We start from the raw sequence: 19,112 nt of genomic DNA, 5'->3' as shown, positions 1-19,112 counted from the left end.
TTTGAAGTTGCATCAAGTGCGTGTGAATCTGAGGTAAAGCCGCTCAAAACAGGGCCATCTGTCAGCAGGTGATGGGCAGAACGCGGCTTTTATGCCACTGTGGAGGTTTGCCCATGTTTTGCTGCCCGCCCAAGCTGTCGCCGCTCAAGCTGATGCTCTGGTTGCTCTGTGCCAGTGTGTTGTTGCCCTCATCCGCCGTGGCACAGGACGGCCCGCTACGCCAACGCCTCAAAGAGCGGCTGCAGCAACGCCAGACCGAGCGCGTTCCTGCGCCGCCCAACACGACCAGCATCACCCAGCCGGGTGACTACCGCCTGAGCCTGGTGCATCAGGGCTTGTCGCGCAGTTATCTGGTGCATGTGCCGCAACGTGGTCTGGCAGGCCAGCCGGTGCCGCTGCTGGTGGCGATGCATGGTGGTGGTGGCAACATGGAGTTCCAGGCAGACGACAGCCGTTACGGGCTGATCAGTGCGTCTGAACGTGACGGTTTTGTGGTGGCGTTCCCCAACGGGTACAGTCGGTTTGCGGGTGGCAAACTGGCGACCTGGAATGCTGGCAACTGCTGTGGTGCGGCCCGTGACGGGCAGGTGGACGACGTTGGCTTCATCCGCCAGATGGTCAGCCAGATCAGCGCCCAGCTGCCGATAGATCCACGCCTTGTGTACGCCACCGGCATGTCGAACGGTGCCATGATGGCCTACCGGCTGGCCTGTGAGGCGCCCGATGTGTTCAGCGCGATTGCCGCTGTGGCGGGCACCGACAACACCCGCTTATGCCAGCCGGGCAAACCGGTGTCGGTATTGCACGTCCATGCCAAAAACGATGACCATGTCTTGTTCCATGGCGGTGCCGGGCCCGCTGCGGTCAACAGGTCAGCCGAAGCCGACTACAGCTCGGCGCCCAACACGATGGCCAAGTGGACCCAGCTCAATGGCTGCAGCCCGGTACCGAAGCGGGTGCTGGACCAGGCCGGTGCCCTGTGTGAGTCTTATGCACCGTGCCAGGGCGGCGCCCAGGTGCAGCTGTGTGTGACCGATACCGGTGGGCATGCCTGGCCCGGAGGGCACAAGACGCGTGGTGACGAGCAGCCCTCTCAAGCCATCTCGGCCAATGCGGTGATGTGGGACTTTTTCAGCCGACTGCCACGTTGAGGCTGCTCGGCAAGCCGCGTTTAAGCCTGCATCAGCGCCAGCAGCCTATCCAACCCGCCGGATTCGATGGAGACCTTGGCCTGCTCGCGCACGGCGGGTTTGGCGTGGTAAGCCACCGACAGGCCGGCCACACCCATCATCGGCAGGTCGTTGGCACCGTCGCCCATGGCAATCGCCTGGCTCGGGTTGATGCCCAGCTGGGCGCAGGTGTGTAACAGCATGGTGCGTTTTTCGGCGCCGTCGCAGATGTCGCCCCAGGCCTGGTCCACCATACGACCGGTGAGGGCACCGTTGGCCACCTCCAGCTGGTTGGCACGTGTGAAGTCGATGCCCAGGCGGTCGCGGATGCGGTCGGTGAAATGGGTGAAGCCGCCCGAGACCAGCAGCACTTTTAACCCGGCGGCCTTGCAGGCGGCCACCAGCTCGGCCGCGCCGGGGTTCAGACGCAGACGGTCGTGGTAAATCTGGTCCATCTGGGCCAGCGTCACACCTTGGAGCAGGGCCACGCGCTGGCGCAGGCTCTCCTTGTAGTCGCTGATGTGGCCTTGCATGGCGGCCTCGGTGATGGCGGCCACCTCAGCCTTGCGGCCCACCGCTTCGGCAATTTCGTCGACACACTCGATGTTGATCAGGGTCGAGTCCATGTCAAAAGCGATGAGCTTGTAGTCGGACAGGCGCAGCGGCGGTGTGATACCTGCGATGCGCAGGCCGGGAGCAAATTCGGTGGAGGTCATGGAATGGAAAATACTATGAATAAAGTAGCTAACAGTGCCGTGTATCAAAGGGCTAGGTGCCGATTTTCCTTGAAAAAACGCAGCGTCGTGTGTGTCACGGCTTTTTCAGGTACAGCTGGTCCGACCAAGTGGCCAGCCAATCGGGTTTGTAAGCGACCAGGATCGCGGTGACCAGGCCGGTCAAAAACGCGTCACCCCAGGCAATGAGCCAATGCGCCACCAGACTCAGGTCGTTGTCCACCCCCGGCAGGCTGTGACCTGCCCACTGGCCCAGCACACCGGCGGTAAACATACACACCACCGTGCCCAGAAAGCCCCGCCCCAGAATGTAGACAAACAGATGGTGCCCGATCCAGCGGCGCACGGCCAAGCCCAGACCCAAGGCCAGCGTGGCAGGCACCAGGCCCAGCCAGACGGTCAGGTCCAGCGCGGTGTCCCAGCCCATCGGTGAAATCAGGGCGGCCAGCACACCCACAGCACACAAGACCGGCACCGCCAACGGCCAACCCAGCATCAGCACCAGCAGGCAGGCGCCCGAGCCCTGCAACTGCAGCGGCATCTGGTGCAGGCTGGGTAATGCCCACAACCAGGGCAGCAGGGTGAGTGCCGCGAGCATTGGTGTCAAGCGGGTGGCACCTTTCAACAGCTGCCATGGGCGCAGCAGCATCGCGGCACTCAGGCACAGCAGCAACAGGACAAGGTTGATGGATATGGCCGACATACTACAGACGTTGTAGCGACTTGGGCTTATTGAATAAGGGCTGGAGCCACATTTGTTATCAGACTCTGGGTGCGAGTTTCGCTCGCAGGTGTCGCGCCTGGAGTGGCCCCTTGGCGTCAAAACCCTGTTCGGTGAAGTCGACGTGGTCGACGCCCAGACGCACCACACTGCAAGCGCGCGTACCGTAGTCGGGCAGGGCCACAAAAGCGGCGGACAGGGCGCGCTCCAGCGGCAGTGGCACACCGGTGGTGGGCAAATCGGCGTCGTCAGCGGTGCGCCGGTCTTGCAGAAGTGCCAGCAAAGCGGCGTCGCTGGTTTGGCCTTGTGTGAGTTGGTGTTGCAGGCCCTTGGTCAAACCGTACAGCTTGGGCCAGGGTGTCTGAAAATCGGCGTTGGACACCGCGCCCACACCTGTCAGCAGGGCCAGCACCCGGGCGTGGCGGCTCTCCAATCCCATCAAATGGCTGCCATCGTAGACCAGCAGGTTGAACGGGTTGTAGTTGTTGGCGTGTGGACGCAGTTCGCTCAGATAAGCCTCGGCGCTGAGATCACTGCGCAAAAAAGCGCTGACGAGTTCACCGCGTGAGGGGGCGTCAGCGCGTTGTTGGGCCGGGTCGCGGTGGTTGGTCAGCGCGGCCAGTCGGCCCGAGCGGCTGACCCCGAGCCAGGTACCACCGGCTTGTAGATCGCGCCCGGCCAGGATGTCCGCGTCTTCCCACCAGTGCAGCGCGGCAGTGGGGCGGGCGTAAAACTCGTCACGGTTGGCCACCAGCAGCAGCTTGTTGGGGCTGTCAGGCTGCCAGTGCCAGGCGATCAGGCACATTCTTGCCTACAAGAACCGGTCCAGGATCTTGCGGCTGTCGCGGCCCAGGTCGCTGGCATCACGGATCAGGAACTGGATGCCGTGTGAATCGGTGACCAGCAACATGCTGGGGCCGACACGGCGGATGTCTTCGTCACCCCGCAGCACAAAACTGGTGTTGCCACGGTCGGTCTTGACGCGCCAGGTGCAGGGGGGGGAAAAACTCGTGACGCTCTCGATGCTCAGGATGGTGGGCATGAACTCGCGGAGTTGCAGCTCCTCGCGGATCAGGCTTTGTGCGGGTTCGGGCACATCGGCCAGTTGCTCAATCCAGGCCACCTCGTGGCCATCGGTGTGCACCAGCGAAATACCGACCTCGGGTGACTGGATCGGAAACGCACGCACAGGCACCACAGCTTCGACGACCTCACCAACAGAGGTCGTCAGAGTCAGCCGCCCAAAAGGGTTGCGGACCAGGGTAAAAGGGGGGCTGGTGGTCATTTGTCGTTTTTCCTGTCGTTCAAGCGGACTTGCGAGCGGTCATCCATGTCGACATCCATGTTGCGTGCCTGCGCTTCGTACAGGTTGAAGTAGGCGCCTTGTGCTGCCATCAGGGCGTCGTGGGTGCCGACCTCGACCACCTGGCCACGGTCCAGCACCACCAGACGGTCGGCGCGGTGCAGGGTCGAGAGCCGGTGCGCAATCGCGATGGTGGTGCGGCCCTTGACCAGGTTTTCCAGCGCGTTCTGGATCTCCTTCTCGGTCTCAGAGTCGACCGAGGAGGTGGCTTCGTCCAGGATCAGGATGCGCGGGTCGATCAGCAACGCTCGGGCAATCGAGATGCGCTGGCGTTCCCCGCCTGAAAGGCCTTGGCCGCGTTCACCCACCATCGAGTCGTAACCTTGTGCCAGGCGCAAGATGAACTCATGGGCGTGCGCGGCGCGCGCGGCGGCAATGATTTCGGCCCGGGTGGCATGGGGTTTGCCGTAGGCGATGTTCTCGGCAATCGTGCCAAAAAACAGGAAGGGCTCCTGTAACACCAGCCCGATGTGTCGCCGGTAGTCGGCCACCGGCAAGGCGCGCACATCGACACCGTCGACCTTGATCGAACCTTCGGACACGTCGTAAAAACGGCAGATCAGGTTCACCAGGGTGCTTTTGCCAGAGCCGCTGTGACCGACCAGGCCAATCATTTCACCGGGGTTGATCGTCAGGTTGATGCCTTTGTTGACCTCGCGGTTGCCGTAGCGGAAGCTCACGTCGGTGATGTCGATGCGGCCTTGCACATGCGTCAGTTTCACCGGCTGAGTCGGCTCCGGCACGCTGGAGACATGGTCCAGAATGTCAAAAATGCGTTTGGCCGCTGATGCCGACTTTTCGGTCACCGAGACAATGCGGCTCATCGAGTCCAGCCGGCCATAAAAGCGGCTGATGTAGGAGATGAAGGCCATCAGCACACCGACGGTGATCTCGGACTGGGACACCAGCCAGATGCCAAAACCCCACACCACCAGCAGGCCCAGTTCGGTCATCAGCGAGATGCTGGGTGCAAACACCGACCAGATTTTGTTGATGCGGTCGTTCACCGCCAGGTTTTGTTTGTTGGCCTCGCGAAAACGGGCCGATTCGCGGTCTTCCTGGGCAAAAGCCTTGACCACCCGCACACCCGGAATGGTGTCGGCCAGCACACTGGTCACCGCCGACCAGACCCGGTCAATCTTCTCAAAACCGGTTTGTAAGCGAAAGCGCACCGAGCGGATCATCCACACAATAAAAGGCAGCGGCACCAGGGTGACCAGGGCCAGCCAGGGGTTGATCGAGATCAGGATCACCGCCGTCATGACCAGCATCAGCACATCCGAGGCAAAGTCCAACAGATGTAATGACAAGAACACACAGATGCGGTCACTCTCGCTGCCAATACGCGACATCAGGTCGCCCGTGCGTTTGCCACCAAAGTATTCCAGCGACATGCGCAGCAGGTGGTCGTAGGTGGTGGTGCGCAAATCTGCACCAATCCGTTCGGATACCAGCGCCAGGATGTAGGTCTTGGCCCAGGACAGGCCCCAGGCCAGCAAGGCGGCGCCAAACAACCCGGCCAGATAACCTGCCACCACCATGGGTTCGATGTGTTGGCCGTTCTGGAACGGGATCAGCACCTCGTCCATCAGCGGCATCGCCAGGTAAGGCGGCACCAGGCTGGCGGCGGTGCCCAGCAGGGTCAGCACCAGACCGGCGAGCAACTGGCCCCGGTAGGGTTTGGCAAAACGCCATAACCTGAACAAGGTCCAGGTCGAAGGTGGGGTGTGGATCACCTTGGTGCAAATCGGGCATTCGTCCTGGTCGGGCGCCAGCGGCGCTTTGCAGCTTGGGCAGACATGGCCTTCGGGCAGCACCGGTGGCTCGCCGCTGACACAACTGGTCTGGTGGATCTGGAACTGGTCAACAACGCGGATCGCATGCAGGTTACACGCCAGGGTAAAACACCAGTGGGCCAGGCGGCCCTGGCTGTCGAGCAACTCCAGATGACCGACACCGGCGTGGTCATACAGGTGCATCGCTAGGCCGGGCTGGTAGACCCAGGCAGACCAGCTGGCATCGGGCGCGCGGCTCAGCACCCGGCGGTTGGTCACCAGCACCAGGCCTTGGACAAAATGCAACTGGTGGTCCAGGTCAAAGACCAGTTCGGCCAGAATGGCCTCGCCGCTTTGAAGTTGCGCCGACACATCGGCCCGCCAACCCGCCGGTATGTTTTGTGCAGAAAGTTCAGAAAAAGAGGGGTCGTGGGTCATGGGAAACAGAGGTTAGCGGTATGGCCACCCAAGGCCGGATCGCGTCGGTTTGAGGCCTGTGAACGGCCTGAGGATAGTCTTGGCAGGGTGGTTTGTTACAAATATTTGTAACTTTTGTACCTTGCGGATGATGGCAGGGGACCAAATGAACTGAAAATTCGGGGCTGTTGCTTAAATGAACACCTTTAAAAATTCATGACGACGAAGACCATGCAATTGCTTCGGGTAACCCACCTGAGGGGCCCCAACATCTGGACCTACCGTCCCGTCATTGAAGCCTGGATTGATCTTGGCGATCTGGAAGACTACCCCTCCAACACGCTGCCAGGATTTTATGAGCGTTTGACGACTTGGCTGCCCGGGCTTGCGGTGCACCGCTGCGGCATTGGTGAACCCGGCGGATTCCTGCAGCGGCTGCGTGAGGGTACCTGGGCTGGGCATATTCTGGAGCATGTGGTGCTGGAGTTGCAAAACCTGGCTGGCATGCGCACCGGTTTTGGCAAAACCCGGCAAACCTCGCAACGTGGCATCTACAAGATGGCGTTTCGCACCCGGCAGGAGCTGGTGGGACGCGCGGCGCTGGCCAGTGGGCTGGAGCTGGTCCATGCCGCTATTCATGACACCCCGTTTGACCTGGCTGCGGTGCTGACCCAGCTGCGTGAACTGGTGGACAGGCATTGCCTTGGGCCCAGCACCTCACACATTGTTGATGCGGCCACCGACCGGGGCATCCCCCACCTGCGGCTCAACGAAGGCAATCTGGTGCAGCTTGGGTTTGGTGCTGCCCAACGGCGCATCTGGACCGCTGAGACTGACCAGACCTCGGCCATCGCCGAAGAAATTGCCAGTGACAAAGACATGACCAAATCCTTGCTGCAGTGCAGTGGTGTGCCGGTGCCCGAAGGCCGGGTGGTCACTACCGTGCAAGAAGCCTGGGAGGCCGCCCAGGATGTGGGTTTGCCGGTGGCGGTGAAACCTTACAACGGCAACCATGGGCGTGGGGTCTCGCTGGACCTGAGCACGCCAGCAGATGTTGAGACCGCTTTTGTGCTGGCGCTGCAACGGGGCGAGAGCAAGGTGATTGTGGAGCAGTTCATTCCTGGCAATGAACACCGTTTGCTGGTGGTGGGGCGGCGTGTGGTGGCCGTCGCGCGTGGTGAAACCGCCTGGGTCACCGGTGACGGCGTCTCCAACATCCTGACCCTGGTGAACCAGCAGCTCAACACCGACCCACGGCGTGGTGAAACAGAAGACTTCCCCCTCGGTGTAGTCAAGCCGCATGAGTCTGGCGAGATCATTCTGGAGCTCGAACGCCAGGGCTTTACCGCCTACTCGGTGCCTGCTGCGGGCGTCAAGGTGCTGATTCAACGCAACGGCAATGTGGCCTTTGATGTGACAGACGATGTGCATCCCAGCGTCGCTGCTGTGGCGGCCTTGGCTGCGCGCGTGGTCGGGCTCGATATTGCCGGTGTGGACATGGTGCTGGAGGATGCCTCACGCCCCCTGTCCGAGCAACGCGGCGCGGTGATCGAGGTCAATGCCAGCCCGGGCTTGCTGGCCCATCTGAAACCGGCCAGTGGCCAGCCTCGCCCGATTGGTGCCGCCATCATGGACCATTTGTTTGGTGTGGCACACAACACCGACAAGCTGGGTCGCATCTCGGTGGTCGGTGTCACTGGCCGCAACCATGCCACCCCCGTGGCGCGTTTGATTGCCTGGCTGCTGCACAACAAGGGCCACAAGGTGGGCCTGGCCTGTCATGACGGTTTTTATCTGGGCGCGCGCCGTGTCCATGCGGATGACAGCACGAGCTGGGACGCTGGTCAGAACCTGCTGATCAACCGTTCTCTGGACACCGCCGTCTTTGAACACAACAGCCACCGCATCCTCAGTGAAGGCTTGGCCTACGACCGATGTGATGTGGGTGTGGTGACCGACATCGGTGACCTGGCTGCACTGGCTGAGTTCTACATTGATGACCAGGACAAACTGTTCAACGTCGTGCGCACCCAGGTCGATGTGATCCTGTCACACGGCACGGCGGTGCTCAACGCGGACGATGCCCAAGTGGTGGACCTGGCTGCTTTGTGCGACGGCAAGGTCATTTTTTACTCCCTCAACCCAGCCTCGGAGGTGCTCACCGCGCACCGCGACCGAGGTGAGGCGGTGGTGTTTGTCGATGGTGGTCAGCTGGTGCTGGCCAAAGGCCAGACGACAGTGGCGCGTATTGCACTGAATGCGTTGGGTGCCGACATCCAGGCTTTGCCGGGTGCGGTGTTGGCTGCCACTGCTGCCGCCTGGGCGCTGGGCATCACCGCAGAATTGATCGGTGCCGGTTTGCGCACCTTCGGGTTGACTCCCACCAAAAAAACACATTGAGCCATGAAGTTATCCCGCATCCGAGCCCTTCGCGGCCCCAACCTTTGGACGCATCGCACCGCCATTGAGGTGGTGGTCAGCTGCACCCCTGCCGAATGCACGGTGACCGCAGACCCCGGTTTTGACGCCCGACTCCATGCCTGTTTTCCGGCCATTGGTGTGGTGCAGGCGGGCGGACAGGACAGCCCACTGAGCCTGGCCCATGTGCTGGGGGTGGCCGCACTTGGTTTGCAGGCCCAGGCCGGTTGCCCGGTGACTTACCGGCGCACCACGCAGACGCTGGAGACCGGTGTGTTCCAGGTCATTGTGGAATACACCCAGGAAGAGGTGGGGCGGCTGGCGCTGGAGCTGGCGCAGGACCTGTGTCTGGCGGTGCTGGAAGATCGGTTTTTTGATTTACAACAGGCCTTGGCGAAGCTGCGTGAACTCGATGAAGACGTGCGCCTGGGCCCCAGCACCGGCACCATTGTGGATGCGGCGGTGGCCAGGCAGATCCCGTTTCGGCGCATGACCGAGGGCAGCATGATCATGTTTGGCTGGGGCAGTCGGCAGCGCCGCATTCAGGCCGCCGAGGTGGACCGCACCAGCGCCATTGCCGAGGCCATTGCGCAGGACAAACAACTCACCAAGAAACTCTTGCATGCAGCGGGTGTGCCGGTGCCGCAGGGGCGCGAGGTGGGCTGCGCCGATGACGCCTGGACCGCCGCGCTGGAGATTGGCCTGCCGGTGGTGGTCAAGCCCAAAGACGGCAACCAGGGCAAAGGGGTCACCGTCAACATCTCATCCAAAGACCAGTTGCTGGCCGCCTACCAGACGGCTGCCGAGTTCAGCCGCAAAATTCTGGTGGAAAAGTTTTTGCCGGGTCATGACTTCCGCCTGCTGGTGGTGGGTGACAAACTGGTGGCTGCGGCCCGACGCGAAGCCCCCCATGTGGTGGGTGACGGTGTCCACAGCGTGCGGGCGCTGGTGGACGAGGTCAACAAGGACCCGCGCCGTGGTTCAGGCCACGCCACCTCGCTGACCAAAATCCGTTTTGACGACATTGCCCTGGCGTGCCTGGCCGGGCAGGGCCTGCAGGCGGACTCGGTGCCGACCAACGGGCAACGTGTTGTGTTGCGGCGCAATGCCAACCTGTCCACCGGTGGCTCTGCGACCGATGTCACCGACGATGTCCATCCACAAGTCGCTGCGCGCGCTGTGGCGGCAGCGCAGATGGTGGGGCTGGACATTTGTGGTGTGGACATGATGACTGAGAGCATCCACCACAGCCTGGAGGAAAAAGGCGGTGGTGTGGTGGAGGTCAATGCCGCACCGGGTTTGCGCATGCATGTGTCGCCCTCGTTTGGCAAAGGCCGCCCGGTTGGCGAGGCGGTCATCAACCACATGTTTGGTCCCCATGACAATGGTCGGATCCCGCTGGTGGCGGTGACCGGCACCAATGGCAAAACCACCACCGTGCGCCTGATCTCGCATCTGCTAACCCAAAGTGGCCTGCGTGTGGGCATGACCAACACCGATGGGGTATTTATTGCCGGTCAGCGTATCGACACCGGTGACTGCAGCGGCCCCAAAAGCGCTCGCAATGTGCTGGCTCACCCCGATGTGGATGCGGCCGTGCTGGAGACAGCGCGGGGAGGCATGCTGCGCGAGGGCTTGGCTTTTGACCGCTGCGACGTGGCGGTGGTGACCAATGTGGGCAGTGGTGACCATCTGGGTCTGAACTACATCACCACGGTGGAAGACCTAGCGGTACTCAAACGGGTGATTGTGCAAAACATCTGCCCCAACGGTGTGGCGGTGCTGAATGCGGCTGACCCGATTGTGGCGGGCATGGCCAAACACTGTTCCGGTTCGGTCACCTTTTTTGCCGCCGACCGGCATCACCCGGTGATGGCCACCCATCTGGCACAGGGCAACCGGGCGGTGTTTGTGGAAGACGGCTGTCTGGTGGCTTGCCAGGACGAGGTGCAGCACAAGCTGGCCCTGTCCGGGGTACCCATCACCCTCAATGGCAGCATCGGTTTTCAAGTTGAAAACGTCATGGCGGCGGTGGCCTCGGCCTGGGGCCTGGGTCTGGATTGGGAGGTGATTCGCACTGGCTTGGCCAGTTTTATGAACGACAGTGACAACGCTTTGGGCCGTTTTAACCTGTTTGAGTATCGCGGTGCCACCGTGATTGCCGATTACGGCCACAACCCCGACGCCATGTTGGCACTGGTGCAGGCAGTGCAAGCTTTGCCGGCAAAACACCGCTCGGTGGTGATCAGTGGTGCCGGCGACCGGCGTGACGAAGACATCCGCCAGCAGACCCAGATCCTGGGAGAGGCGTTTGATGAGGTGGTGCTGTATCAGGACCAGTGTCAACGCGGCCGCGCTGACGGTGAGGTGATTGCGCTGCTGCGTGAAGGCCTCAACGGCGCCGCCCGCACGCGCTTGGTGCAGGAGATTACCGGCGAGTTTCTGGCGATTGATACCGCCATGGACAAGCTGGGTGAGGGCGATTTGTGCCTGATCCTGGTGGACCAGGTGGAGGAAGCGCTGGCGCACATTCGCGCCAAGATCGCGGCGGGCTAGAGCTTCTTTGTTGTGTTCAGAGACTGCGCCCCTGGCTTCAAACCCAGGGGCGCAGTGTTTTGGTGGCTACCACTCACGCAGTGGCTTTCTCCTGCGCCAGCGGTTGCCCCAGGTTTTTGAGAATGTCACGCACCATCTGGGCTCGGTCTTTGGCCTCGGGCAGTTCGCGTTCTATGCGCAATTTTTCGTTGCCTGCCAGTTTGATGTGTTTGTTTTTCTGGATCAGGGCGATGATTTTCATCGGGTCAATCGGTGGGTTTTTCTTGAAGGTGATGCTGATCACACCGGGTGCGGCGTCTACCTTGGTCACACCATAGGGCTGGCTCAGCACCCGCAGCCGATGCACGTCGATCAGGGTTTGTGCCTGGGCGGGGAGTTTGCCAAAGCGGTCGATGATTTCCTCGAGCAGGCCGTCAATCTGGTTTGTGGTTTTGGCGGTGGCCAACTTTTTGTAGAACGACAGGCGCAGGTGCACGTCGCCACAATAGTCGTCTGGCAACAGCGCCGGGGCGTGTAAATTGATGTCGGTAGCCACATTCAGCGGGTTGAGCAGGTCGGGCTCGATACCGGCCTTGAGGCAACGCACCGCCTCGCTCAGCATCTCGTTGTAGAGCTGAAAACCCACTTCGAGCATGTTGCCACTCTGGTTTTCGCCGAGCACCTCGCCGGCACCGCGGATTTCCAGATCATGCATGGCCAGGTAAAAGCCGCTGCCGAGTTCTTCCATGGCCTGGATCGCGTCCAGGCGTTGTTGGGCCTGTTTGGTCAGGCCTTCCAGATCGGGCACCATCAGATACGCGTAGGCCTGGTGGTGGCTACGGCCAACCCGGCCACGCAACTGGTGCAACTGGGCCAGGCCAAACTTGTCGGCGCGGGCCATCACGATGGTGTTGGCGGTGGGCACGTCGATGCCGGTCTCGATGATGGTGGAGCACAACAACACATTGCTGCGTTGCGCCACAAAGTCGCGCATCACCGACTCCAGCTGGCGCTCGGGCATCTGGCCGTGGGCCACGCTGATACGTGCCTCGGGCAGCAACTCTTCGAGTTTGGCGCGGCGGTTCTCAATCGTCTCGACCTCGTTGTGCAGGAAGTACACCTGGCCACCCCGCTTGAGTTCACGCAGCACTGCCTCACGGATCACGCCATTACCTTCGGTGCGTACAAAGGTTTTGATGGCTAGCCGACGTTGTGGCGCGGTGGCGATCACACTCAAATCACGCAAGCCTTCCAGTGCCATGCCCAGAGTACGCGGGATCGGCGTGGCGGTGAGGGTGAGCACATCCACCTCGGCGCGCAGGGCCTTCATCTGCTCCTTGTGGCGCACGCCAAAACGGTGTTCCTCGTCGATGATCAGCAGGCCCAGGTCCTTGAACTTGGTCGATTCGCTCAGCAGCTTGTGGGTGCCGACCACGATGTCGATGGTGCCGTCGGCCACACCTTTGAGCGCGGCGGTGATTTCCTTGCCAGATCGAAAGCGGCTCATTTCGGCCACCTTCACCGGCCATTTGGCAAACCGGTCCACCAGCGTCTGGTAATGCTGTTCGGCCAGCAAGGTGGTGGGCGCCAGAAAGGCCACCTGTTTGCCACCGGTGATGGCAATGAAGGCGGCGCGCAGTGCCACTTCGGTCTTGCCAAAGCCCACATCGCCGCACACCAGCCGGTCCATCGGGCGCGGGCTGATCATGTCCTGGATCACCGCATGGATGGCGGCTTTCTGGTCGGCGGTTTCTTCAAAACCAAAGTCATTGGCAAAGGTCTCGTAGTCGTTCGGACTGTAGCGGAAGGCATGGCCCTCGCGTGCGGCGCGGCGGGCATAGATGTTGAGCAACTCGGCGGCACTGTCGCGCACCTGCTCGGCGGCGCGGCGTTTGGCTTTGTCCCATTGGCCGCTGCCGAGTTTGTGCAACGGCGCTTCATCCGGGCTGACCCCGGTGTAACGGCTGATCAGTTGCAGCTGGCTCACCGGCACATAAAGGGTTGCCTTGTCGGCATACTCCAGATGAAGAAACTCTTGTATCTCCGCATCGCCATTTGGTAATTTGTTACCCAGGTCCAAGTTGATCAGGCCCCGGTAACGGCCAATGCCGTGGGCGCTGTGCACCACCGGGTCACCCACCTTGAGTTCACTCAGGTCCTTGATCAGCGCCTCCACATCGCTGACCTGCTCCTGTTTTTTGCGTTTGCGGGTGGTTGGGCTGGCGGCAAACAGTTCGGTCTCAGTCACAAAGTCCACACCCGTTTCCAGCCAGCTGAAACCGGTGGCCAGGCTGCTGGTGGCGATGCCGATTTTCTCGTCGCTGGCCAGGAACTCCTGCAGCGAGTCAAAGGCTGGCGGGTCAAAGCTGCTGGCATGCAAAAAGTCCAGCAAGCTGGCGCGTCGGCCCTCACTCTCGGCCAGCACCAGCACCCGTTGCTGGGTGTTGCGGATGTGGCTTTTGAGGCGGGCCAAGGGGTCTTCGGCGCCCCGCACCACGGTCATGGGGGGCAAGGCTTCAAATTCGGCATAAGGCGACTGCCCCTCACCCCCGCCCTCTCCCGGGGGGAGAGGGGGCAAAACCAGGGCGTTTGGTGCATCAGTTCCCTCTCCCCCAGGGAGAGGGCTAGGGTGAGGGCGGGCTTTGATGGACAGCTGCGCATGCTGGTTGACCCGGCCGTAAAACTGCTCAGCGCTCAGGAACAGCGCGTCGGGCGGCAAGACAGGGTGTTCCGGGTCACCTTGCACCAGGCGGTAACGTTCACGGGTGTCTTGCCAGAAATGGGCAAACGCGGGCTCTAGGTCGCCATGCAACACCACGGTAGCTGCGTCACCCAGGTAGTCGAATACGGTCGCCGTTTCCTCAAAAAACAGCGGCAGGTAATACTCGATGCCCGCAGTGGCGACCCCGTTGCCAATGTCTTTGTAGATGCGGCTGCGGGTGGGGTCGCCTTCGAGCAGCTCACGCCAGCGGCTGCGAAACCGTGCGCGCGCATCGTCATCCATCGGGAACTCGCGCCCGGGCAAGAGACGCACCTCGGGCACCGGGTACAGGCTGCGCTGGCTGTCGGGGTCAAAGGTGCGAATGGAATCGATCTCATCGTCAAACAAATCCACCCGGAACGGCACCGGGCTGCCCATCGGGAACAAGTCGATCAAGCCGCCGCGCACCGCGTATTCACCGGGGCTGACGACCTGCGTCACATGGCTGTACCCGGCCAGGGTGAGCTGCGCCTTGAGTTTGGATTCGTTGAGCTTTTGTTTGACCTTGAAGTGAAAGGTGGTGCCCGCCAGAAAACTCGGTGGCGCCAAGCGGTACAGCGCGGTGGTAGCAGGTACCACCACCACATCGGCGCCGGTGTCCTTGTCGTGCTGGCTGATGCGCCACAAGGTGGCCAGGCGCTCACTGATCAGGTCCTGGTGCGGTGAAAAAGTGTCAAACGGCAGCGTCTCCCAGTCCGGGAACAACACACAACGCAGCTCGGGCGCAAAAAACGCCATCTCGTCGATCAGGCGCTGGGCGTCGGGTGCATCTGCGGTGACGATGGCTGTCACCTTGCCACTGGCCTTGTCGCGTAGGGCCAGTTGGGCCAGCAACAGCGCGTCGGCCGAACCGGTGGGGCGGGGCAGGGTGTAGCGCTTGCCGGGGTTGAGTTTGGGTAATTCCATGCGAAAGTGTGTCAGGTAGAAACGCCAAAACCCTGCGCAAAGATTGGCAGGGTGTGTTGTCACGGATTCTAGAATGCAGCCCACACCATGACTGAACTCACCGATATCACCCTTACACCCAGCACCACGCCACGCTGCTGGGCCCTGATTCCCTGTGCTGGCAACGGCTCACGTGCGGGCGCCGCCGGCCCCAAACAGTACCAGGTGCTGGCGGGCCAACCGATGGTGATGCACACCCTGGCGGCGTTTGCCGAGGTGCCGCGTATTGACCAGACGCTGGTGGTGGTGTCTTCAGATGATGCGTTTTTTCAGACACCGCAGTGGAAGGATTCATCTTTTTTAATAGCGTCTTGCGGAGGTTCTACAAGGGCTTCAAGCGTATTTAATGGTTTGAATGCGCTGCTGGCCGAGGGTGCAGTTCCACACGACTGGGTGCTGGTGCACGATGCGGCACGCTGCCTGATCACCCCGGCGCAGATCAACCAGTTGCTCGATGCTTGCCTGAGCGACGAAGTGGGTGGTCTACTTGCCCTGCCGCTGCCCGACACACTCAAATCTGGCCAAGCTGGCCGGGTTGCCAGCACCTTGCCACGCGTTGACAAATGGCTGGCGCAAACACCGCAGATGTTCCGCATTGGTAGCCTGCTCGAAGCGCTGGAGCTGGCGGGGGACGCGGTCACCGACGAATCGAGCGCGATCGAAGCCATGGGGCTGGCCCCCAAGCTGGTGCCCGGCAGCGCCCAGAACTTCAAGGTGACCTACCCGGAAGACTTTGCGCTGGCACAAGCGGTGCTGTTGTCGCGCGTTGGTCAGGTTGCCTGACTGGGCGCGGTGGCGCGCACTTGATACACAAACAAGGTCAACACAATGAATTTCAGAATTGGCGAAGGCTGGGACACCCATGCCCTGGTGGCTGGGCGCAAACTGATCCTGGGTGGGGTGGAGGTGCCGTTTCACCTCGGTTTGTGGGGCCACTCGGACGCGGATGCACTGTTGCACGCGATCACCGATGCGCTCTTGGGCGCTGCCGCTCTGGGTGACATTGGCACGCATTTTCCCGATACCGACGCGGCCTTCAAGGGCGCGGATTCCAGTGTGCTGCTGGCCGAGGCGGCGCGCCGGGTGCGGGCCAAAGGCTTTGAGATTGGCAACATCGACAGCACCGTGATCGCCCAGGCGCCCAAGCTGATGCCACACATTCCTGCCATGCGCGCCCACATCGCGCAGACCTTGGGGCTGCAGCCCGACCAGGTGAATGTCAAGGCCAAGACCGCTGAAAAAATGGGGCCGGTCGGGCTGGGGCACGCGATGGAAGCGCGGGCGGTGGCGTTGCTCTACAAGACAGCCTGACGCGGCTCTCACACCCCCTTGTGCAACAAATCAGCCTCTAGCCCTTTGATTGCAAGGGTGTATAGCTCTTTTTAAAAGAGCATCTGCAACCTCGGATCCTTGCGCACCGTCCTCTGCGGACGGCTTCAACAAGGATGCGCTGGGCCAGTTGCCGGGCCGGGTCGTCAGGTATCCACGTGCCTGGCACGATGCCCCCATCCCGACGCCGGGCCGGACATTCCGCTACGCTCAGGCGCTGTCTGATTCTGCTCAACCACCAAGAGTCCCCCCCATGAAAACACAAGCCGCCGTCGCCTGGAAAGCAGGCCAGCCTCTGACCATTGAAACCGTTGACCTGCAAGGCCCCAAGTTCGGCGAAGTGCTGGTCGAAATCAAAGCCACCGGCATCTGCCACACCGATTACTACACCTTGAGCGGCGCCGACCCCGAAGGCATCTTTCCGGCCATCCTGGGCCATGAAGGCGCGGGCATTGTGGTGGATGTCGGCCCGGGCGTGACCACGCTCAAAAAAGGCGACCACGTTATCCCGCTCTACACCCCCGAATGCCGCCAGTGCAAGTTTTGCCTCTCGCGCAAAACCAATTTGTGCCAGCTGATTCGTGGCACGCAGGGCAAGGGCCTGATGCCCGACGCGACCAGCCGTTTCAGCCTGGACGGTCAGCCGATCTTTCACTACATGGGCACATCCACCTTCAGCAACTACACCGTCGCCCCCGAAATCAGCCTGGCCAAAATCCGTGAAGACGCGCCGTTCGACAAGGTCTGCTACATCGGCTGTGGCGTCACCACCGGCATTGGCGCGGTGATCTTCACCGCCAAGGTGGAAGCGGGCGCCAACGTCGTGGTGTTTGGTCTGGGCGGCATTGGCCTGAACGTGATCCAGGGTGCCAAGATGGTCGGTGCCGACAAGATCATTGGTGTGGACATCAACCCGGCCCGCCAGGAAATGGCGCGCAAATTCGGCATGACCCATTTCATCAACCCCAAGGAAGTTGCCAACGTGGTGGACAGCATCGTGCAGCTCACCGACGGCGGCGCCGACTACAGCTTTGAGTGCATTGGCAACACCCAGGTGATGCGCCAGGCGCTGGAGTGCACCCACAAGGGCTGGGGCCGCAGCATCATCATTGGTGTGGCCGAAGCCGGGGCCGAAATCAGCACGCGTCCGTTCCAGCTGGTGACCGGGCGCAAATGGGAGGGCTCGGCTTTTGGCGGCGCCCGTGGCCGCACCGATGTGCCCAAAATTGTCGACTGGTACATGGAAGGCAAGATCAACATCGACGACCTGATCACCCACACCATGCCGCTCAAAGACATCAACAAAGGTTTTGAGCTGATGAAAAGCGGCGAGTCCATCCGTGGCGTCGTGATTTATTGATCAAATTGGCCTCCACCCCTTATCCATCAAGCGCCAATAGCTATACTTTTTATACCTAATGAACCCATCTCCCCTGCAATTGCTCAGTGAGCACAGCTGCTTTGATGGTCTGCAGCGCTTTTACCAGCACGCATCCAGCGAAATCGGCCTGCCCATGAAGCTCTCGGTCTACCTGCCACCGCAGGCGGCCTACGGCCCGGTGCCCGCCGTGTTGTACCTGGCCGGCCTGACCTGCACCGAAGAAACCTTCATGGTCAAAGCCGGTGCCCAGCGTCTGGCGGCTGAACTGGGCCTGGCCTTGATCGCGCCCGACACCAGCCCACGCGGCGCCGGTGTGGCGGGTGAGGCCGATGCCTGGGACTTTGGCGTGGGTGCCGGCTTTTACCTGGATGCCACACAAGCCCCATGGGCCAAATACTGGCGCATGGAAAGTTACCTGATGCACGAGCTGCTGCCCCTGCTGGGCCAGAGCTTGCCGCTGGACTGTCGGCGTCTGGGCATTACCGGCCACTCCATGGGCGGGCACGGCGCCTTGACCTTGGCGCTCAGACACCCGGGCCGCTTCAAGTCGCTGTCTGCCTTTGCGCCGATCTGTGCAGCCAGCCAATGCCCGTGGGGGCACAAAGCGTTGGGCCACTACCTTGGGGCGGACCAGACCACCTGGGCCAGATACGATGCCAGCGCCCTGATGAGCGGCATGGCTGCTGCGCCTTTTCCCGGTGGCATCCTGATCGACCAGGGACTGGCCGACAAATTCCTGGCAGAACAATTGCACCCCGAGTTGTTTGAGGCCGCCTGCGCCCGTGTCGGCCAGCCGCTCACGCTACGTCGCCATGCGGGGTATGACCATGGTTATTACTTCATCGTCAGCTTTATGGCCGACCATCTGGCACACCACGCGCGGGCGCTGCGCTGAGAATGCGCTACAGGTCTTGAGGTTTTGTTGCTTGCTTCAATAATGTGATCCCAAGCCGCTGGGCGGTGAGGGACATCTGCATGCTGTGCCACAGGCACCGCCCCGTTCTGACAACCGACGTGATGGGAGAACCATGAGCATCAAACGTTTGATCGATGCGGTTGAGAAAATTTTCCTGGCCTTGATCGCCTGCTTCACCGTGGTTGCGATGGGCCAGGAGATCTGGGTGCTGATCGAAAACCGCCGGGTGGCCTTGCAAGATCTGTTGTTGATGTTCATCTACGCCGAGGTGTTGGGCATGCTCGGCGCGTTTTATGTGCGCCAGCGCAACCTGATCATCTTGCCCCTGTTCATTGCGATGACCGCGCTGAGCCGCTTGATTGTGTTGCAGGGCAAAGACTCCGACCCGATTGTGCTGCTGTACGAGGCTGGCGCCATTTTGCTGATTGCGCTGGCCTGCTGGGTCACCAGCCGGATGCGCACCGAGGAGTGATCGGTCTCGGCCAGAAGTTATCCTTCCAAGGAAAATTGGTCTCTAGCCCTTTATTTACAAGGGCTAATAGCTCTGATAAACAGAGCATTTCCTCACTAAAGGGCTGACCCTGGCCATGTGCCCGACCCGCTGGCAGTCAGGCGCCTGGCGCACCAAGCCGCTGCCGCATGGGGTAA

At 61.5% G+C, this 19,112-nt stretch carries 14 protein-coding genes; 8 read left to right on the top strand and 6 right to left on the bottom strand.

All coding sequences use genetic code 11. From position 1 onward, the window contains the following. The first annotated feature begins 113 nt into the window (after positions 1-113). Positions 114-1,151 (top strand): PHB depolymerase family esterase, encoded by a 1,038-nt coding sequence (locus FDG13_RS09805; protein ID WP_218942685.1) that lies wholly within the window; start codon positions 114-116, stop codon positions 1,149-1,151. A 20-nt stretch (positions 1,152-1,171) separates the two neighbouring features. Here FDG13_RS09805 and serB read toward each other — a convergent pair whose 3' ends face one another. From serB to FDG13_RS09780, 5 genes are all read right to left on the bottom strand, one after another. Then, positions 1,172-1,885, bottom strand: a complete 714-nt coding sequence (gene serB, locus FDG13_RS09800) for a phosphoserine phosphatase SerB (protein ID WP_180127149.1) — start codon at positions 1,883-1,885, stop codon at positions 1,172-1,174. A gap of 94 nt (positions 1,886-1,979) precedes the next feature. Continuing rightward, positions 1,980-2,597 (bottom strand): energy-coupling factor ABC transporter permease, encoded by a 618-nt coding sequence (locus FDG13_RS09795; RefSeq protein ID WP_370528204.1) that lies wholly within the window; start codon positions 2,595-2,597, stop codon positions 1,980-1,982. Between the two features lie 67 nt (positions 2,598-2,664). Next, positions 2,665-3,429 carry an NRDE family protein gene (locus FDG13_RS09790; protein ID WP_180127145.1) on the bottom strand — a complete coding sequence of 255 codons (765 nt, stop codon included), beginning with the start codon at positions 3,427-3,429 and terminating at the stop codon, positions 2,665-2,667. Between the two features lie 6 nt (positions 3,430-3,435). Then, positions 3,436-3,909 (bottom strand): DUF1854 domain-containing protein, encoded by a 474-nt coding sequence (locus tag FDG13_RS09785; protein WP_180127143.1) that lies wholly within the window; start codon positions 3,907-3,909, stop codon positions 3,436-3,438. Next, positions 3,906-6,200, bottom strand: coding sequence for an ABC transporter ATP-binding protein (locus FDG13_RS09780; protein ID WP_180127141.1), 2,295 nt, complete (start codon positions 6,198-6,200; stop codon positions 3,906-3,908). The genes FDG13_RS09785 and FDG13_RS09780 overlap by 4 nt, the downstream gene beginning before the upstream one ends. Before the next feature lie 195 nt (positions 6,201-6,395). On the opposite strand from FDG13_RS09780, the gene cphA (FDG13_RS09775) reads away from it, so the two are divergent. Together cphA (FDG13_RS09775) and cphA (FDG13_RS09770) are read left to right on the top strand one after the other, a co-directional pair. Further along, on the top strand, positions 6,396-8,579 hold the full coding sequence (cphA, locus tag FDG13_RS09775; protein ID WP_180127139.1) for a cyanophycin synthetase: 2,184 nt from the start codon (positions 6,396-6,398) through the stop codon (positions 8,577-8,579). Between the two features lie 3 nt (positions 8,580-8,582). Further along, the gene (cphA, locus tag FDG13_RS09770) at positions 8,583-11,153 is read left to right on the top strand and encodes a cyanophycin synthetase (RefSeq protein WP_180127137.1); all 2,571 of its coding nucleotides are present in this window, start codon (positions 8,583-8,585) and stop codon (positions 11,151-11,153) included. Between the two features lie 73 nt (positions 11,154-11,226). Here cphA (FDG13_RS09770) and mfd read toward each other — a convergent pair whose 3' ends face one another. Further along, positions 11,227-14,799: a transcription-repair coupling factor gene (gene mfd, locus FDG13_RS09765; protein ID WP_180127135.1), complete on the bottom strand. Its 3,573-nt coding sequence runs from the start codon at positions 14,797-14,799 to the stop codon at positions 11,227-11,229. 87 nt (positions 14,800-14,886) lie between these two features. Between mfd and ispD the strand changes: the two genes are divergently transcribed. The 5 genes from ispD to FDG13_RS09745 all read left to right on the top strand — a co-directional run bounded on the left by ispD (position 14,887) and on the right by FDG13_RS09745 (position 18,936). Beyond that, positions 14,887-15,621 (top strand): 2-C-methyl-D-erythritol 4-phosphate cytidylyltransferase, encoded by a 735-nt coding sequence (gene ispD, locus FDG13_RS21095; protein WP_255435184.1) that lies wholly within the window; start codon positions 14,887-14,889, stop codon positions 15,619-15,621. A 45-nt stretch (positions 15,622-15,666) separates the two neighbouring features. Continuing rightward, positions 15,667-16,149: a 2-C-methyl-D-erythritol 2,4-cyclodiphosphate synthase gene (gene ispF, locus FDG13_RS21090; RefSeq protein ID WP_255435183.1), complete on the top strand. Its 483-nt coding sequence runs from the start codon at positions 15,667-15,669 to the stop codon at positions 16,147-16,149. Positions 16,150-16,420: 271 nt separating this feature from the next. After that, positions 16,421-17,527: an S-(hydroxymethyl)glutathione dehydrogenase/class III alcohol dehydrogenase gene (locus tag FDG13_RS09755; RefSeq protein ID WP_180127133.1), complete on the top strand. Its 1,107-nt coding sequence runs from the start codon at positions 16,421-16,423 to the stop codon at positions 17,525-17,527. Between the two features lie 58 nt (positions 17,528-17,585). Beyond that, positions 17,586-18,443, top strand: a complete 858-nt coding sequence (gene fghA, locus FDG13_RS09750; protein ID WP_304621511.1) for an S-formylglutathione hydrolase — start codon at positions 17,586-17,588, stop codon at positions 18,441-18,443. 133 nt (positions 18,444-18,576) lie between these two features. Next, positions 18,577-18,936 carry a phosphate-starvation-inducible protein PsiE gene (locus tag FDG13_RS09745; RefSeq protein ID WP_180127131.1) on the top strand — a complete coding sequence of 120 codons (360 nt, stop codon included), beginning with the start codon at positions 18,577-18,579 and terminating at the stop codon, positions 18,934-18,936. Positions 18,937-19,112 lie beyond the last annotated feature (176 nt).

Origin of the sequence: Rhodoferax sp. BLA1 (assembly GCF_013416775.1) — a bacterium.
In the GTDB taxonomy this organism is placed as follows: domain Bacteria; phylum Pseudomonadota; class Gammaproteobacteria; order Burkholderiales; family Burkholderiaceae_C; genus Rhodoferax.
The sequence above is the reverse complement of the archived record's forward strand: the minus strand, read 5'-3'. Positions and strand labels throughout refer to the sequence as shown.

Bases quoted from the DNA above. Each gene is read 5' to 3' on its own strand.
- FDG13_RS09785 (WP_180127143.1), bottom strand. From the start codon at position 3,909: ATGACCACCAGCCCCCCTTTTACCCTGGTCCGCAACCCTTTTGGGCGG.
- mfd (WP_180127135.1), bottom strand. From the start codon at position 14,799: ATGGAATTACCCAAACTCAACCCCGGCAAGCGCTACACCCTGCCCCGC.
- cphA (WP_180127137.1), top strand. From the start codon at position 8,583: ATGAAGTTATCCCGCATCCGAGCCCTTCGCGGCCCCAACCTTTGGACG.
- cphA (WP_180127139.1), top strand. From the start codon at position 6,396: ATGACGACGAAGACCATGCAATTGCTTCGGGTAACCCACCTGAGGGGC.
- FDG13_RS09755 (WP_180127133.1), top strand. From the start codon at position 16,421: ATGAAAACACAAGCCGCCGTCGCCTGGAAAGCAGGCCAGCCTCTGACC.
- FDG13_RS09790 (WP_180127145.1), bottom strand. From the start codon at position 3,429: ATGTGCCTGATCGCCTGGCACTGGCAGCCTGACAGCCCCAACAAGCTG.
- FDG13_RS09805 (WP_218942685.1), top strand. From the start codon at position 114: ATGTTTTGCTGCCCGCCCAAGCTGTCGCCGCTCAAGCTGATGCTCTGG.
- FDG13_RS09780 (WP_180127141.1), bottom strand. From the start codon at position 6,200: ATGACCCACGACCCCTCTTTTTCTGAACTTTCTGCACAAAACATACCG.
- ispF (WP_255435183.1), top strand. From the start codon at position 15,667: ATGAATTTCAGAATTGGCGAAGGCTGGGACACCCATGCCCTGGTGGCT.
- ispD (WP_255435184.1), top strand. From the start codon at position 14,887: ATGACTGAACTCACCGATATCACCCTTACACCCAGCACCACGCCACGC.
- fghA (WP_304621511.1), top strand. From the start codon at position 17,586: ATGAACCCATCTCCCCTGCAATTGCTCAGTGAGCACAGCTGCTTTGAT.
- FDG13_RS09745 (WP_180127131.1), top strand. From the start codon at position 18,577: ATGAGCATCAAACGTTTGATCGATGCGGTTGAGAAAATTTTCCTGGCC.
- serB (WP_180127149.1), bottom strand. From the start codon at position 1,885: ATGACCTCCACCGAATTTGCTCCCGGCCTGCGCATCGCAGGTATCACA.